The 15,906-nt window shown below is 69.1% G+C and carries 16 protein-coding genes; 11 read left to right on the plus strand and 5 right to left on the minus strand.

Features of this window, described 5'->3' with window-relative positions; genetic code table 11:
• Together FMP39_RS34850 and yhbY are read left to right on the plus strand one after the other, a co-directional pair.
• On the plus strand, positions 1 to 774 hold a 774-nt coding region (locus FMP39_RS34850), incomplete at its 5' end, for a DnaJ domain-containing protein (RefSeq protein ID WP_141594310.1).
• Between the two features lie 42 nt (positions 775 to 816).
• Entirely contained in the window at positions 817 to 1,107 is a 291-nt protein-coding gene (gene yhbY, locus FMP39_RS34855) for a ribosome assembly RNA-binding protein YhbY (protein WP_090484996.1), read from the plus strand.
• A 52-nt stretch (positions 1,108 to 1,159) separates the two neighbouring features.
• Here yhbY and FMP39_RS34860 read toward each other — a convergent pair whose 3' ends face one another.
• Positions 1,160 to 2,470, minus strand: a complete 1,311-nt coding sequence (locus FMP39_RS34860) for a neutral/alkaline non-lysosomal ceramidase N-terminal domain-containing protein (RefSeq protein ID WP_141594311.1) — start codon at positions 2,468 to 2,470, stop codon at positions 1,160 to 1,162.
• Between the two features lie 144 nt (positions 2,471 to 2,614).
• Between FMP39_RS34860 and purF the strand changes: the two genes are divergently transcribed.
• Positions 2,615 to 4,003 carry an amidophosphoribosyltransferase gene (purF, locus tag FMP39_RS34865; RefSeq protein ID WP_228558596.1) on the plus strand — a complete coding sequence of 463 codons (1,389 nt, stop codon included), beginning with the start codon at positions 2,615 to 2,617 and terminating at the stop codon, positions 4,001 to 4,003.
• 66 nt (positions 4,004 to 4,069) lie between these two features.
• Here purF and FMP39_RS34870 read toward each other — a convergent pair whose 3' ends face one another.
• Complete coding sequence (locus FMP39_RS34870) at positions 4,070 to 5,059, minus strand: RluA family pseudouridine synthase (RefSeq protein ID WP_141594313.1); 990 nt, start codon at positions 5,057 to 5,059, stop codon at positions 4,070 to 4,072.
• 101 nt (positions 5,060 to 5,160) lie between these two features.
• Complete coding sequence (gene wecB, locus FMP39_RS34875) at positions 5,161 to 6,291, minus strand: non-hydrolyzing UDP-N-acetylglucosamine 2-epimerase (RefSeq protein ID WP_141594314.1); 1,131 nt, start codon at positions 6,289 to 6,291, stop codon at positions 5,161 to 5,163.
• Between the two features lie 107 nt (positions 6,292 to 6,398).
• Here wecB and kdsB point away from each other — a divergent pair, with 107 nt between their 5' ends.
• Positions 6,399 to 7,139 (plus strand): 3-deoxy-manno-octulosonate cytidylyltransferase, encoded by a 741-nt coding sequence (gene kdsB / locus FMP39_RS34880; RefSeq protein ID WP_141594315.1) that lies wholly within the window; start codon positions 6,399 to 6,401, stop codon positions 7,137 to 7,139.
• A gap of 2 nt (positions 7,140 to 7,141) precedes the next feature.
• Complete coding sequence (locus FMP39_RS34885; protein ID WP_141594316.1) at positions 7,142 to 8,062, plus strand: hypothetical protein; 921 nt, start codon at positions 7,142 to 7,144, stop codon at positions 8,060 to 8,062.
• Here FMP39_RS34885 and FMP39_RS34890 read toward each other — a convergent pair.
• Complete coding sequence (locus FMP39_RS34890; protein ID WP_141594317.1) at positions 8,055 to 8,903, minus strand: aldo/keto reductase; 849 nt, start codon at positions 8,901 to 8,903, stop codon at positions 8,055 to 8,057. The genes FMP39_RS34885 and FMP39_RS34890 overlap by 8 nt on opposite strands.
• 109 nt (positions 8,904 to 9,012) lie before the next feature.
• On the opposite strand from FMP39_RS34890, the gene FMP39_RS34895 reads away from it, so the two are divergent.
• From FMP39_RS34895 to FMP39_RS34920, 6 genes are all read left to right on the plus strand, one after another.
• Positions 9,013 to 10,779 carry an ABC transporter ATP-binding protein gene (locus FMP39_RS34895; protein ID WP_141594318.1) on the plus strand — a complete coding sequence of 589 codons (1,767 nt, stop codon included), beginning with the start codon at positions 9,013 to 9,015 and terminating at the stop codon, positions 10,777 to 10,779.
• Positions 10,780 to 11,086: 307 nt separating this feature from the next.
• Positions 11,087 to 11,320: a hypothetical protein gene (locus FMP39_RS34900; protein ID WP_020478920.1), complete on the plus strand. Its 234-nt coding sequence runs from the start codon at positions 11,087 to 11,089 to the stop codon at positions 11,318 to 11,320.
• An 85-nt stretch (positions 11,321 to 11,405) separates the two neighbouring features.
• Positions 11,406 to 13,046 (plus strand): CTP synthase, encoded by a 1,641-nt coding sequence (locus FMP39_RS34905; RefSeq protein ID WP_090485014.1) that lies wholly within the window; start codon positions 11,406 to 11,408, stop codon positions 13,044 to 13,046.
• Positions 13,043 to 13,879, plus strand: coding sequence for a 3-deoxy-8-phosphooctulonate synthase (gene kdsA / locus FMP39_RS34910; RefSeq protein WP_011551215.1), 837 nt, complete (start codon positions 13,043 to 13,045; stop codon positions 13,877 to 13,879). Before FMP39_RS34905 ends, kdsA begins: the two co-directional genes overlap by 4 nt.
• A gap of 31 nt (positions 13,880 to 13,910) precedes the next feature.
• On the plus strand, positions 13,911 to 14,486 hold the full coding sequence (locus FMP39_RS34915) for an HAD family hydrolase (protein WP_140860878.1): 576 nt from the start codon (positions 13,911 to 13,913) through the stop codon (positions 14,484 to 14,486).
• Positions 14,487 to 14,526: 40 nt separating this feature from the next.
• On the plus strand, positions 14,527 to 15,147 hold the full coding sequence (locus FMP39_RS34920; protein ID WP_020478919.1) for a response regulator: 621 nt from the start codon (positions 14,527 to 14,529) through the stop codon (positions 15,145 to 15,147).
• Between the two features lie 96 nt (positions 15,148 to 15,243).
• On the opposite strand, the gene FMP39_RS34925 is transcribed toward FMP39_RS34920, so the two are convergent.
• Positions 15,244 to 15,687, minus strand: a complete 444-nt coding sequence (locus tag FMP39_RS34925) for an Hsp20/alpha crystallin family protein (protein WP_141594319.1) — start codon at positions 15,685 to 15,687, stop codon at positions 15,244 to 15,246.
• Positions 15,688 to 15,906 lie beyond the last annotated feature (219 nt).

Genomic DNA, 15,906 nt, shown 5'->3' on the forward strand with positions numbered 1-15,906 from the left:
GCCCAGCCCCGTCCCCCGCCGTCACTGTCCGCGCAGGGCGCTCAGCATCCAGCCGCGCCCGCCGCCGCCGCGACGCCCGCGAATGCACCAGGGGCTGAAGAGATTCCCGCCCTGCGCCAGCTCACGATGGCGATGAAGCAGCAGAACCACTTCCAGCGGCTCGGGCTGACGGAGCAGACGAACTCCAGCGCGGTGAAGATCGCGTACTTCCGCCTGGCCAAGCTCTACCACCCGGACACGCTCCCGCAGGGGGCGCCACCGGAGCTGGAGAAGCTGAAGGCGGAGGTCTTCGCGTATATCGGCGACGCCTACCGCACGCTCTCCGACGACAGCAGCCGCGCCAGCTACATCGAGGAGCTCAAGAGCGGCGGCAGCGGAGACGGGGTGGACATCAACGGCATCCTCATGGCGGAGGAGCTGTTCCAGAAGTCCTGCATCCTGGTGAAGGCGCGCAAGTTCCCGGACGCCGTGAAGATGCTGGACGAGGCCATCAAGCTGAACCCGGAGGAAGCGGAGTTCTACGCGTGGCGTGGCTACGCGCGCTTCTTCACGGCGGCGGACAAGAAGGCCGCCCAGCCCGAAGCCTTCCGGGAAATCCAGAACGCCATCCGACGCAACGAGCGCTGCGCCCCCGCGCACTACTTCCTGGGCGTCATCGCCAAGCTGTGTGGTGACGGCCAGGGCGCGCTCAAGCACTTCAAGCGCACCGTGGAGCTTCAACCGGACCACATCGACGCGCAGCGAGAAGTCCGCATCGCGTCGCAGAAGAAGTAGGGTGCGCCCCCCTTACCCGAAGACACGAAGGAGAGAAGGAACGTGCCGCTCACTGGGAAGCAACGCCGCCATCTGCGCGCGCTAGGACACCACCTGGAGCCGGTGGTCATCGTCGGTCAGGCCGGCGTCACCGAGGGTGTCATCGCCGCCATCGAGCAGGCGCTGCAGGACCACGAGCTCATCAAGGTCAAGATCAACGAGGGCCCGGAGACGCGCCAGGAAGCCGCGGCGCGCATCGCCGAGGGCACCCAGGCGGAGCTCGCGCAGCTCCTGGGCCGCACCGCGCTCGTGTTCAAGAAGCGCAAGAAGGACTCCAAGTTCGAGAAGTTCTAGCCAGCCACGAGCCGGCCGCGCCGCGGAAGGTCCTCCGCGGCGCCCGGCCGCCTCAAGGCGTGAAGCCTGCAGCCCCGGCCACGAACTCCGCCGCCACGCTCAACCGCTCCAGCAGCGCGGGCCCGAAGTACTGGCGCCTGGACTCCCCCAGTCCACCCTGCACGTTCGCCGCCGTCTCCACGTAGCCCACGTAACCATCCGCCAGGCTCAGCACGCCCGTGGCGCCGGTCCGCTGCAGCAACTCCATGCCCGCGGCCACGCTGGGCTCGCCCGGCACCGCCACCAGCTTCAGCGGCCCCAGCAGCAGCGCGCCCACCTCCGCCAGACGCGGCGCGGATTCACACAGCAGGTTGTCCCCCGCCGCCCGCGTCAGCGCCGGCACCAGCCGCGAAGCATCCGGCCGTGGCATGGCCGCATCAGCGCGCGCCAGGGACAGCCGCACGGTCTCCCCCACGGGGGACAAGGGCGCATCGCCGGCCAGCTCCGCCAGGGCCTGCGCGAAGCCCGACACCCGCTCCAGCCCCTGCCCTTCCGAGTACGCCACCGTCGCATTGCCCCCCGCGCCCTGCAGCAACAGCGTCACGCCGCTGCCCGCCTCCTCGCGCAGCGCGCTGAGCCGGCCGGGGTAGTCAGGGTCCACGTAGGCGCGGCGACGCGGCACCATCGTCGGGTGCGCGGCGTAGAGCAGCAGCTCCGCCACCGGGCCTCCCTGCCCCCGGAACACCGCGCGCGTCAGGACGCCATCCGGCTTCTCGCCACCGCTGCGGGAGATGACGAACTTCTGCTCCCGCGCCTCGCCGACCTCCAGCGATACCGGGGCGAGCGACGCGGCCGCCTGGGCCAGTGCATCACCCGCCGCCGTGGTGATGGCATCCACCACGTCTTCCCGGTAGCGCCCGGTGCCCGACAGCTGGGCCACCAACCGCGAGTCATACCCGCCCAACGACGAATGCGTGTGCGTGGCCAGGACCAGCACATCCTCCAGCCCCGAGGCCCGCGCGCGCTCACGCACCCGCGTGGCCAGCACGTCCGGAACGAGGAGCAGGTCCAACGACACCAGCCCCACCTGTGTCCCTCCCGCCTCCAGCACCACCGCGCGCGCGAAGAGCGGCACGTCGGCCTGCTCCGCCTCGGGCCGTGGCGGCGTATAGCCGGCCACCACCACCGGGAAGGGCGGCGAGAGCGCCACCTTCGCCGCGCCCGCGCGCAGCGGCCCTTCGCCATGGACCTGTGACACAAGGACTGGCGCGCGTTCGGCCCAGCTGCCACACCAGTTCCAGGACGCCAGCGAATACGCGGCGCCCACGGTGAGCAACATCAGGGGAAACAGGGAACGCCAGCGGACCAATCGCGAGGATGCCATGCGGGAACCAGACTAACCGCAGGGACTGGCCTTTGGGACGCCTGACTGCCCACATGAAACGACTCTGGCGTCGGGTGGAATACCCACCAGAGGGGCATGCGTTCCTGTTCCGCTCACCGCTCGAAAGGAGTAAGGCAGCGCGCCATGTGCGGCATCTTCGGAATCGTGGGGCACGCCGAGGCCTCCAACCTGACGTACCTGGGGCTGCACGCCCTCCAGCACCGCGGGCAGGAGTCCGCGGGCATTGTCGCCTCTGACGGGATGGGGCTGCGCGCTCACCGGCAGATGGGACTCGTCGCTGACATCTTCGATGCGCCGGTGCTCGCCGACCTGCCTGGGCAGGCGGCCATCGGCCATGTGCGCTACTCCACCGCTGGAGGCAGCGCCCTCAAGAACGCCCAGCCGCTCTTCGTGCAGTACGCGGGCGGGCAGTGCGCCATCGCGCACAACGGCAACCTGGTGAACGCGGCGGAGCTGAAGCAGCAGCTCGAGGCCGACGGCGCCATCTTCCAGTCGGACGCGGACACGGAAGTCATCCTGCACCTGCTGGCCCGCTCCAAGCAGGCGACCTTCGAGCAGAAGCTCGTGGAGGCGCTGCGCAAGGTGACGGGCGCCTACAGCCTCCTGGTGCTCACGGAGAACAAGCTCGTCGCGGTGCGGGACCCGCACGGCATCCGGCCGCTGGTGCTGGGACGGATGAAGGAAGGCGCCTACGTGCTGGCCAGCGAGTCGACCGCGCTGGACCTCATCGAGGCGGAAATCGTGCGCGAGCTGGAGCCGGGCGAGCTGCTCGTCATCGAGAACGGGCTGCTGCGCACCAGCAAGCCCTTCGCGGAGCCGCCGCGTCAGGCGCGCTGCATCTTCGAGCACGTGTACTTCGCGCGGCCGGACTCCACGCTGTTCGGCAGCAACGTGTACGAAGTGCGCAAGGAAATGGGCCGTCAGCTCGCGAAGGAGCAGCCGGCGCCCTCCGCGGACCTGGTCATCGCGGTGCCGGACTCGGGCGTGCCGGCGGCCATCGGCTTCGCGCAGGCCAGCGGCATCCCCTACGACGTGGGCCTCATCCGCAGCCACTACGTGGGCCGCACCTTCATCGAGCCGCAGCAGTCCATCCGCCACTTCGGTGTGAAGCTGAAGCTGTCCGCGGTGCGGCAGGTGCTCAAGGGCAAGCGCGTGGTGGTGGTGGACGACTCCATCGTCCGCGGCACCACGAGCCGCAAAATCGTGAAGATGATCAAGGCGGCGGGCGCGGTGGAGGTGCACCTGCGCATCTCCTCGCCGCCCACGAAGTGGCCTTGCTACTACGGCATCGACACGCCGAGCCGCCAGGAGCTCATCGCCGCGACGCACAGCCTGGAGGAGATTGCCACGTACGTGACCGCGGACTCGCTCGGCTACATCTCCCAGGAAGGCCTGGGCCGCGCGGTGGGCGACCCGGAACGCGGCAGCTTCTGCACCGCCTGCTTCTCCGGCAAGTACCTCATCGGCGACTTCGGCGAGGAACGCGCCGAGCCCAACAAGCTCACCGCCTGACGTCACCACCGGCTTCACGCCCCTGGCCCCCTGCCCGCTTCATTCCGGGCTGGGGGCCTTCGCGTTTCAGGCCGGCAAGGCCACGGGCCGGCCTTCGATGAAGTCCGTGAGGTCCGCGGGCAGGGGCGCCTCGAACGCCACCGCCTGGCCAGAGCCCGGGTGGGGGAAGGCGATGCGCGCGGCGTGCAGCGCTTGCCGGGGCAGGCGCAGCCGCGGCCACGCCTCGGGCTCCAGACAGCGCTTGCTGAAGCGGTCGAAGTAGCCGGGGTCCGGCCCGTACATCTTGTCGCCCACGAGCGGGAAGCCCGCGTGGCGCAGGTGGATGCGAATCTGGTGCTGGCGCCCCGTCTCCGGGAAGCAGCGCAGCAGCGCGAAGGGCGCGCCGTCCCGCGTGAAGCGCTGGAGCACCTGGAAGCGCGTGCGGCTCTCCTTGCCCTCCACCGGGTCGATGCGCACGGCGATGCGGATGAGCTCGGTGCCCTCCGCGATGGGCGCGTCCACGGTGAACGTGTCCTCGGGCGGGTGCCCTTCGCAGAGCGCCAGGTACTCCTTGTGCACGTCACGCGAGACGAACAGCCGCCCCAGCACCCGGCAGGACTCCGTGGTGCGCCCGCAGACGACCAGCCCGCTGGTCTCCCGGTCCAACCGGTGCGCGGGCTCGGCGAAGCGCTCACCGAAGCGCTCTCGCAGGAGCGTGACGAGAGTGCCCTTGTGGTAGCGCGCCGTGGGGTGGATGGGCAGGCCCGCGGGCTTGTCCAGCACCAGCAGCCAGTCGTCCTGGAACACCACGGGCAATTCCGTGGGCGTGTCCGGCTCCTCGCTGGCGCGGCGGCGGATGCGGAAGGCCAGTCCCGGGTACACCGGCGTGGACGGCTTCAGGCGCCGCTCCTCGCAGATGACACCCCTCAGGATGACGCCCTGGAGCCGCTCCCGCGTCATCCGGCGGAGCTTCTCGCCCAGGTACTCATCCAGCCGCCAACCCGCGTAGTTCGGCTCGACGACGTAGCGGATGTCGACGTAGCCCTCGGGGGCTTCTTCCTGCGGTGCGCTGTGCATGGGCCTGCCGGCGCTCTACCACGGCGGGCCCTCCTGCACAGGCGGGGACGGACGAGCAGGCGGGCCCACGGAACGCCGGAGCCCCCACTCGTCATCTGGCATCAGGCCGAGGCCGCCTGAATCGGCCGGTCCTCGACGCCCAGGAAGCTCGCGAACAGGTCCGCGATGCGCTCGGCGGCGCGGCCATCCCAGAACTCGGGCACGCGGCCCTGCTTGCCTTCACCATCCAGCACGCGGTCGGCGGCCAGACGGATGCGGACCGGGTCGGTGCCCACCACCTCGTTGGAGCCTTCCTCCACGGTGATGGGGCGCTCGGTCTGCTCGCGCAGGGTGAGGCACGGGATGCCCATGGCCGTCGTCTCCTCCTGGAGGCCGCCGGAGTCGGTGAGCACCAGGCGCGCCTTCGACGTGAGCGCCAGGAAGTCCAGGTAGCCCATGGGCTCCACGGGCCGCAGGTTCGGCGTGCGCTCGAACCACGTGTTCAGGCCATGCTCCGAAATCACCTTCCGCGTGCGCGGGTGCACCGGGAAGATGACCGGCAGGCGCGAGGCGACGTGGGCCACCGCGGACAGGAGGCCGCCCAGAATCTTGGGGTCGTCCACGTTGGAGGGCCGGTGCAGCGTGCATACCGCGTAGCCGTGGGGGATGAGCCCCAGGTCCTTGAGCAGCGGCAGCTTGTCGGCCTTCTCGCGCGAGGCGAAGAGCGAGTCGATCATCACGTTGCCCACGAAGTGGATGCGGGCCGGGTCGGTGCCTTCCTTGAGCAGGTTGGCGTCCGCGTCACGTGACGGCGTCAGCAGCAGGTCCGACAGGCGGTCGGTGACGAGGCGGTTGATCTCCTCTGGTTGGTGTGGCGAGTAGCTGCGCAGCCCCGCTTCGACGTGTGCCAGGGGGATGCCCAGCTTCGACGTCACCAACGCCGCCGCGATGGTGCTGTTCACGTCGCCCACCACGGAGACGAGCGCCGGAGGGTGGGCTAGGAAAACCTTTTCCAGCTCCACCATCATGCGTGCCGTCTGCTGCGCATGGCTGCCCGACCCGATGCCCAGATGAACGTCCGGGGCAGGCAGGCCGAGGTCGGCGAAGAACACGTCGCTCATCTTGGCGTCGTAGTGTTGCCCCGTGTGGACAAGGATTTGCTCCAGGGGAGTACGCTCGGCGATGGCGCGATAGATGGGCGCGACCTTCATGAAGTTCGGACGCGCCCCAACGATATGAATGACCTTCTTCATGTTGCGACCAAAGCTAGGCACTGGAGCCGCGCTGGCCAGTGTCCCATGATGCGAATGTCCAATCCCGGGGGCCGGCAATCGTCGCGAACCTGATAGACGGAGGGGTCATGCAATCTTGCCGGACCGTTGCAGTCATTCCCGCCCGACATGCCAGCACCCGCTTCCCGGGCAAGCCGCTGGCAATCATCGCCGGCCGAACAATGATTGAGCACGTCTGGCGCCGCTGTCAGGAGGCCCGGGCCTTCGACGAGGTGTGGGTTGCCACCGATGACGACCGAATTCGCGCCGCCGTGGAGGGCTTTGGCGGCAAGGCGGTGATGACCAGCCCCACCTGCGCCACGGGGACGGATCGGGTCGCCGAGGTGGCGCTCGGCCGTCCAGACATCGACATCTGGGTGAACGTCCAGGGAGACGAGCCCCTGGTGGACCCCGCCGCGCTCCAGCGGCTGGCGGGCCTCTTCCAGGACGCGTCCGTGCGGATGGGCACCCTGGTCCGCCCGCTCGAAGCGGACGAAGCCGCCAGCCCGCACGTGGTGAAGGCGGTGCTCGCGCTCAACGGCGACGCGCTCTACTTCAGCCGCAGCCTGGTCCCCCACGCCCGCGAGCCGGGCACGCCCGTCCAGCGCTGGGGCCACATCGGCCTCTACGGCTACCGGCGCGAGGTGCTGCTATCGCTGGCGAAGCTGGCGCCCACGCCGCTGGAGGACGCGGAGAAGCTGGAGCAGCTCCGCGCGCTGGAGCACGGCATCCCCATCCGCTGCGCGAAGGTCACCTCGCACACGGTGGCCGTCGACCTCCCCGGTGACGTGGAGAAGGTGGAGGCCCTCATGCGCGCGCGGGGGGGCTGACCATGGGCTTCCTCAAGAACGTGTTTGGCGGTGGCGCGGCGCCCGCGACCGAGCCAGCCACATCCGCCCTGCCCGAAGCGGGAACCACGGTCCCCGCCGCCGGCCCAGCGGGCGCGCCCCACGCCGCCGAGGCTCGGGAGCCTGCTCCCGCGGAAGCCCTCCGGCCCGAAGCCGCCCCGAAACCACCCGCGCCTCCGAAACCGCAGCGCGCGCAAGAGACCCGCAAGCAGCAGCAGGAGGACGAGGACATGGAGGGCGTTCAGCGGCTGTTGTCGCGCAAGGTGGAGCGGGTGCTGGAGCAGCTGGGAACGCTCGCCACGCGGGCGCGCTCGGGCGAAGAAGTGCCCACCATCACCGTCACGCTCCACCTGGCGCACGGGCATTCGATGACGGGCGAGGTGGTGGACTACGTGCCCCGCGAATCCGTGCTGATGGCCCTGGGCAAGGAAGGGCTGCGCCGCTCGGAGTCGGTGGCCTACGTGGACCTGTCCACGGTGGTGGCGGTGGCGGTGGGCAACGCGGAGAAGCTGCTGGAGCTGACGCAGCTCGTACGGCCCAACCCCACGCGGCAGGACGTGGTGACGCTGCTGGAGAAGCTGCCCCACGCCCTCACCGAGCAGTTCTGGCCGGGCGAGGCGTCCCTGGGCGGCAAGCCCCTGCGCTTCGAGGTGGACTGGGTGGGACTGGACGACGAGCCGGGCCGCCGCGCGCTGGAGTCCGCCGTGAATGTCGCCAGCCATGCCTTGCGCGCCCTGGCCCAGGAGCAGGGCCGCGAGGTGCTGCGCCGAATCACCACCGTGCGCTTCCTCAAGGGCCGCGACACCCGCGCCGCCGTGGAGGGCGAGACGGGCACGGTGACGGTGGGCCCGGGTGAGCCCACCGTGTCCGCCTTCCGCAAGGCCTTCGCCGCCGGCATCAGATGACGGGCAGCGACGCCGGCCCGGACCCCAGCGGGAAGGCCGCGTCGAGGTGGGCCAACTCGTCGGCGGTCAGCGTCAGCGACGCGGCGGCGGCGTTGTCGCGTGCGTGGGCCTCCCGGCTCGCCTTGGGGATGGCGAACAGCGACGGCCCGCGCACCAGGAACCGGAGCGCCACCTGGTACGGCGTGACGCCGTGCGCGCGGGCGATGGCGCCCAGCACCTTCCCACCCCGGCTGTCGGGCCGGGGAAAACGGCCGTTGCCGAAGGGGCTGTAGCCCACCACCGCCACCCCGTGGGCTTCGCACCAGGGCAGGACGGCGTGCTCGATGGCGCGCTCCTCCAGGTGGTAGAGCACCTGGTTGCAGGCGATGCGCCCGGGCCCCGCGAGCGCGAGCGCCTCCTCCAGGTCCTCCACCCCGAAGTTGCTCACGCCCCAGGCGCGAATCTTTCCATCCGCCACGAGCTTCTCGAAGGCGCGCACCGTCTCCTCCAGCGGGTGCGAACCCGGCCAGTGCAGCAGGTAGCAGTCGAGGTGGTCCGTGCGCAGCCGCTTCAGGCTCCGCTCACAGGCGGCGAGCGTGCCCGCGTAGGAAGCGTTGGACGGCATCACCTTCGACACCAGGAAGACGTCGCCGCGCCGGCCCGCGATGGCCTCGGAGACGATGGACTCCTCCACCTTGCCGTGGCCGTACAGCTCAGCGGTGTCCACGTGCGTCATTCCCAGGTCCAGCCCGGCGCGAAGGGCGCGGATGGCGCCTGCCCGGTCGTCCTCCTCCATCTGCCAAGTCCCCTGGCCCAGGACGGGCACGGACACCCGTGTGCTTCCGAATGGACGCTGCTCCATGGCACTCCCCCTGACTCGGCGTGTGACTTGCTTCGAGAGGATTAATACCGCTTCAACGCACACGCAGGCGTCCGGTGCGCAGGTTGGACGCTCGCGTTAGTCTCCGCCGGTGTCTTCCCCCGCGAACGATTCGAAAAGCAGTGCCTCCCCTGGCGTCACCGTCCGGCGCCTGCTGAAGCTGGCGCGCCCGGAACTGCTGCCACTGGCCGCGGGCACCTTCTTCCTCCTCATCAGCAGCGGAGCCACGCTGGCCTATCCCCGCGCCATTGGCGACCTGGTGGACCAGGCCCTCACCGCGCGCGACCAGTACGTGGTGGACCGGCTCGCGCTGCTGATGCTCGCCGTGTTCACGGTGCAGGGCATCGCCATGGCGCTGCGCATCTACCTCTTCACCAACGCCGGCGAACGCGTGGTGTCGCGGCTGCGCAAGGACCTCTTCCGCGCCCTGCTGTCCCAGGAGGTGGGCTTCTTCGACTCGCGCCGCACGGGCGAGCTCACCAGCCGGCTCTCCTCGGACACCACCGTCCTGCAGACCACTGTCACGGCCAACGTGTCCATGATGCTGCGCTACGCCGTCACGGCCGTGGGCGGCGTGGGCCTGCTGCTCTACACGTCCGTCCAGCTCACGCTGGTGATGCTGGCCGTCATCCCGCCCGTGGCCATTGGCGGCGTGTTCTACGGGCGCCGGGTCCGGGTGATTTCCCGTCAGGCCCAGGACGCGCTCGCCGCCAGCGGCGAGGTGGCCGAGGAGGACCTGTCCGGCATCCGCACCGTGCGCTCCTTCGCCGCGGAGCGGCACGAGGTGGAGCGCTACAGCGTCGCCGTGGACCGCTCCTTCATGCTGGCGAAGAAGCGCGCGCTCCAGACCTCCGTCTTCATGGGCGTGGCCTCCATCGCGGGGTATGGCTCCATCGCCGCGGTGCTCTGGTACGGCGGCCGGCTGGTGGTGGAAGGCGGCCTCTCCGTGGGCGAGCTCACCTCGTTCCTCATCTACACCATGCTGGTGGCCTTCTCGTTCAGCGGCATCGCGGAGCTGTGGGCGGACTTCATGCGCGCCAGCGGCGCCGCCGAGCGCGTCTTCGAGCTGCTGGACCGCAAGCCCGCCATCGGCGCTGGCGGCGAGCAACTGACCGACCTGCGCGGGCACGTGCAGTTCCGCGGCGTGCACTTCGCCTACCCCAGCCGTCCCGACGTGCCGGTGCTCCAGGGCCTGGACCTGGAGCTGCGGCCGGGCGAGGTGGTCGCGGTGGTGGGCCCCTCCGGCGCGGGCAAGTCCACGCTGGCCTCCCTGCTGTCGCGCTTCTACGACCCGCAGAACGGCGAGGTGCTGCTGGACGGCCATCCGCTCACCTCCCTGGAGCCGGAGTGGCTGCGCCGCAACATCGGCATGGTGGCGCAGGAGCCCCAGCTCTTCTCCTGCTCCATCGCGGACAACATCCGCTACGGCCGGCCCGGCGCCACCGACGCCCAGGTGGAAGAGGCCGCCCGGGCCGCCAACGCCCACGCGTACATCGAGCGCTTCCCGGAAGGCTACGGCACCCAGGTGGGCGAGCGCGGCGTGCAGCTCTCCGGTGGCCAGAAGCAGCGCGTGGCCATCGCCCGGGCGGTGCTGAAGGACCCTCGCCTGCTCATCCTGGACGAGGCCACCAGCGCCCTGGACGCGGAGAGCGAGCACCTGGTGAAGGACGCGCTGGAGCGCCTGATGAAGGGCCGCACCACGCTCATCATCGCCCACCGCCTGTCCACCGTGGCCAACGCGGACCGGGTGCTGGTGCTCGACGGCGGCCTCGTCATCCAGAGCGGCACCCACGCCTCCCTCATGAGCCAGGAGGGCCTGTACCGGCGCCTGGTGGAGCGGCAGTTTGTCGCAGCTTGAACGCCCGGTGCCCACACGGCGCTCGCCACGCACCGCGCGACAGTGGCGCGCCCCCAGGCTCCCGATTAAGTCTGGGGCTCCGAAAGGAGGTGATGCCTTGAACGACAGCAACTCCAAGGCGTCCACCTCCGCTTCGCAGGCCTGAAGAGGCTCCGAAGCGGTGGCGGATGCTGGCAGTTCCGGGCCCGTTCCCCGCGAGGGGGACGGGCCTTTTCGCGACGGCTCGGGAATGCCAGACCGCCCCTCCTGTTCGGAGCGCGCCGGGGGGAGAGGCCGACTCAACACGTTTCATCCGGGAGTTTCCGCCGTGTCCATCACTCCATGCCCCAGCCCGCTGCCCACCGCCCTCCGGGACGAGGAGTCCGTGGACGCGCAGCGCAACCTCTTCTGCCCCAACTATGACGCCTGCCTGCACCTGGTGGTGAAGCGGGGCTGGGAGGGCTGGAGCTGCCGGAACTGCGATTTGCGCAAGTTCCGCGTCGGGCAGCCGAACGCCCAGGAATTCGCGGTCGCCCGGCCGGGTGCTTGGGACGGCAACTGACGCCGCCCGCGCCTGCCCCAGCGGGCGGCCGTCCATCGGAAACAGAATAATTGACGCATCCCTGCCTCAGTAGGCAGAACGGGACATGCGCTCCAAGAAAACCAAGTTCATCTTCGTGACGGGCGGAGTGGTCAGCTCCCTCGGCAAGGGTCTCGCCTCCGCTTCGATTGGCGCCCTGCTGGAGAACCGTGGGCTGGCCGTCACCCTCATCAAGCTGGACCCCTACATCAACGTGGACCCGGGCACGATGAGCCCGTTCCAGCACGGCGAGGTGTTCGTCACCGAGGACGGCGGTGAGACGGACATGGACCTCGGCCACTACGAGCGGTTCACCAACGCGCGGATGAGCCGGCTCAACAACTTCACGTCCGGCCGCATCTACCACGCGGTCATCATGAAGGAGCGGCGGGGCGAATACCTGGGCAAGACGGTCCAGGTGATTCCGCACGTCACCGACGAAATCAAGTCCAGCATCCGCCAGGCGGCGCAGGACGCGGACGTGGTCATCGTGGAAGTGGGCGGCACCGTGGGCGACATCGAGTCGCTGCCCTTCCTCGAGGCCATCCGGCAGATGCGCTACGACGTGGGCAACGAGAACGTCGTCTACGTCCACCTCACGCTGCTGCCGTACATCGGCGCGGCCGGCGAGGTGAAGACCAAGCCCACGCAGCATTCGGTGATGAAGCTGCGGGAAATAGGCATCCAGCCCGACTTCCTCGTGTGCCGCACCGACCGCGAGGTGCCCCGCGAGCTGAAGGACAAGATTGCCATGTTCTGCAACGTGGACACGCGCAGCGTCTTCACGTCGCCGGACGTGCGCAGCACCTACGAGCTGCCGCTGGAGCTGCACCGCCAGGGCCTGGATGAGCGGCTCGCGGAGGTCCTCAACATCTGGAGCCGGGCGCCCCACCTGGAGCGCTGGGAGAACATCATCCGCAAGGTGTACGAGCCCGCGCGCGGCCAGGTCCGCATCGCGATTGTCGGCAAGTACGTCAACCTCACGGAGAGCTACAAGAGCCTCAACGAGGCGCTGCTGCACGGCGGCATCGCCAACGACGTGAAGGTGAACCTGCACTTCGTCGACAGCCAGGAGGTCGAGGAGCAGGGCGCGGAGAAGCTGCTGGCCGGCGTGGACGCCATCCTGGTGCCCGGCGGCTTCGGCGTGCGCGGCACCGAGGGCAAGATCGCCGCCGTGCGCTACGCGCGTGAGAAGAAGGTGCCGTTCTTCGGCATCTGCCTGGGCCTGCAGATGGCCGTGGTGGAGTTCAGCCGCGGCGTGCTGGGCCTGTCCTCCGCCAACAGCCTGGAGTTCAACGAGCACACGCCGCACCCGGTGGTGACGCTCATGGAGAGCCAGGTGAAGGTGCAGGACAAGGGCGGCACCATGCGCCTGGGCAGCTACGCCTGTGCGCTGAAGCCCGGCTCGCTCGCCCACCAGCTCTACGGGCAGGACACCATCCAGGAGCGCCACCGCCACCGCTACGAAGTGAACAACGCGTACCGCAGCAAGCTGCAGGAGGCGGGGCTGGTCATCTCCGGCTCCAACCCCGAGCTCAACCTGGTGGAGATGATTGAGCTGGCCGACCACCCCTACTTCGTCGGCTGCCAGTTCCACCCTGAATTCAAGAGCAAGCCCTTCGCACCCCACCCCCTCTTCTCCGGCTTCATCCGCGCGGCGCTCGCCCAGCGGGACGCGAACGCGGCGGCCGGCAAGGTGACCGAATGAGCGCCCCCAACCCCATCGAGCTGTGTGGCTTCAAGGTCGGCCAAGGCCAGAAGCTGTTCGTCATCGCCGGCCCCGACAGCATCGAGTCCGAGGACATGGCCCTGCGCCATGCCTGGATGCTGAAGGAAATCACCGGCCGGCTCGGCGTGCCGTACGCCTTCAAGTGCTCCTACGACAAGGCCAACCGCACCAGCGGCAAGTCCTTCAGAGGTCCGGGTCTCAAGGAAGGCCTGAGAATCCTGAAGAGAATCCGGGATGAAGTGGGCGTTCCCGTCCTCACGGACGTCCATGAGACGAGTCACGTCGGGCCAGCCTCGGAAGTTGTGGATATCATCCAGATACCGGCCTTCCTGTGCCGGCAGACGGACCTGGTGGAAGCCGTGGCGCGTACGGGCAAGGGCGTGAACCTGAAGAAGGGGCAGTTCGTGGCGCCCAAGGACATCGTCCACTCGGCGCGCAAGGCCTTCGAAGCGGGCAACCCCAACGTGCTCGTCACCGAGCGCGGTTCGACCTTCGGCTACAACAACCTGGTGGTGGACATGCGCGGCTTCGCGCAGATGCGCGACGCCGGCCTCGCCGTGTGCTTCGACGCCACCCACTCCGTTCAACTCCCCAGCGCCGGAAACGGTGAGACGGCGGGCGAACGCCGCTTCGTGTCACTGCTGGCCCGCTCCGCCGCGGCCGCCGGGATTGACGCGTTGTTCACGGAAGTCCACGAAGATCCGGATCGTGCCCTGTGTGACGGTCCCTGTTCGCTGAATCCACAGATGTTTGAAGACGTGGTACGAAACGTGCTGAGCATCCGCCGGGTGTTGGGCCACGAGCCGGGTTGATGTGTCGGCAAACAAGGGAGTCGAGCAAGCCATGGTGACGGACGCCCCTTCCAGACTGGCAACGGAAGAGCTGACGTCCCGTGCTGCGCGCGTGCGGCTGCTCGTCTTCGACGTGGACGGGGTACTCACCGACGGCGGCCTCTACTACGGCCAGGACGGCGAGCTGATGAAGCGCTTCGACGTCAAGGACGGCCATGCGCTCGTCATGGCCCGGCTGTCCGGGTTGCCCGCCGCCATCCTCACCGCCCGCACCTCCGGCATCGTGGAGAAGCGCGGGCGGGAGCTGGGCCTCGCGGCCGTGTTCCAAGGCCGCCGTGACAAGTCGGCCGCTCTCAAAGAGCTGGTCACCCAGTTGGACGTGCCCCTGGACGCCTGCGCGTACATGGGTGACGACCACAACGACCTGGGTCCACTTTCAATGGTGGCTCTTTCCGCTTGTCCTGCGGATGCGGTCCCCGAAGTGCGCCGCGAGGCACACTTCGTTACCCAGAGTCCTGGCGGCCGAGGGGCCGCTCGCGAACTCGTGGAGCTGTGTCTCAAGGCCAGTGGCCGCTGGGACGACGCAGTGGGTCTGATGAGAGGGACTGATAGGCGCGGTACTCAGTGAGGTTGAAGAAAACCCGTGTTCAAGGTAGGTGAATAGTTCCATGGGCAGCGGAATCATGCAGCAAGAGGGGAGTACGGCCATGACGGACCAGCTCTACACGACGCACGACATCAGTCGTCTGCTTCAGGTGGATCCGTCCACGGTGAGCAAGTGGATTGACCGTGGCATCCTGATGGCGTTCAGGACGCCGGGTGGCCACCGCCGCGTGCGGTCGGCGGACCTGCGCACGTTCCTCATCACCCACCAGATGCCGGTTCCCGAGGAGCTCGGCAGCGGCACGGTGCGCCTGCTCGCGGTGGATGACGAGCGTCCGGTGCTGGACGCCATCAAGCGCGCGTTCAAGCCGTTCGCGGCCCAGGTGGAGCTGCAGACGACGACGAGCGGCGTGGAGGCGCTGCTGCTCGTGTCCGAGCAGAAGCCGCACGGCATGATCATCGACCTCAACATGCCGGACATCGACGGTCTGGAAGTCTGCCGCCGCATCCGCGCGCGCAAGCAGATGGAGGGCGTGCGGCTCATCACCATGACGTCCGCGCATACGCCCGAGGTCGTGGAGCAGTCCAAGCAGGCCGGCGCGCTGGCGTGCATGGCGAAGCCGCTGGACGTGCAGCAGGTGCTGGAGCTGTTCCGCGTTCCGCTGGCGCTCAGCGCCAAGCGGTAGAACAGGCAGGGCTTCCGCCTTGCTCGCGGAAGCCCTGGGCAGGGATTTCAGTGGGAGGCAGGTGACCTCCCTGGCCCGCGGTGTGCGCCCGCGGCTTCAGCCCTGGACCTTGACTTCGATGACGCGGGGCTTGGACTCCTCGCGCCGAGGCAGGGTCAGCGTCAGCACACCCTGCTCGTAGCGAGCCTCCACCCGGCTTGCGTCCACCGTGTCAGGCAGCGCGAAGGAGCGGGCGAACGTCCCGAAGGCGCGTTCCTGGCGGCGCACGTTGACGCCCTCCGCGCGCGTCTCGGCCTTGCGCTCCGCCTGCACCGTGAGGATGTCCTTCTCCACCGTCACCTGGATGGCCTTCGCCTCCAGCCCGGGCATGTCCAGTTGGAGCGTGAGGCCGCTCTCGGATTCAGTGATGTCCGCGGCCGGCGTGCGCTCACGCGGGGCTTGGCGCCACATGGGCTGCGTCAGCTCGCGGAAGAGCGCGTCGACATCGCGCATCAGCGGGTTCACCACGACGGCGGAGTTGAACGGATTGCGAGTCTGCATGGTCGTCTCCTGTTCGTGACGTCCTCGCGGACGCACGGCATGAATGAGCCTGGGTTGTTCTGGTTCGCGGTCGCCGCGGTGCCCCCCACCGGAGCTCCAGCGCCGCCTCACAAGACTCAAGAGAACCATGCTTCGGAACGTGTCAAGCAACACGTTCCGAAGCAAGGTTCTCTTGCGTCTTGTGAGGCGGCGCTGGAGCTCCGGTGGGGGGCACCGCGG

Source organism: Myxococcus sp. AB056 (assembly GCF_006547365.1).
Lineage (GTDB): Bacteria > Myxococcota > Myxococcia > Myxococcales > Myxococcaceae > Myxococcus > Myxococcus virescens.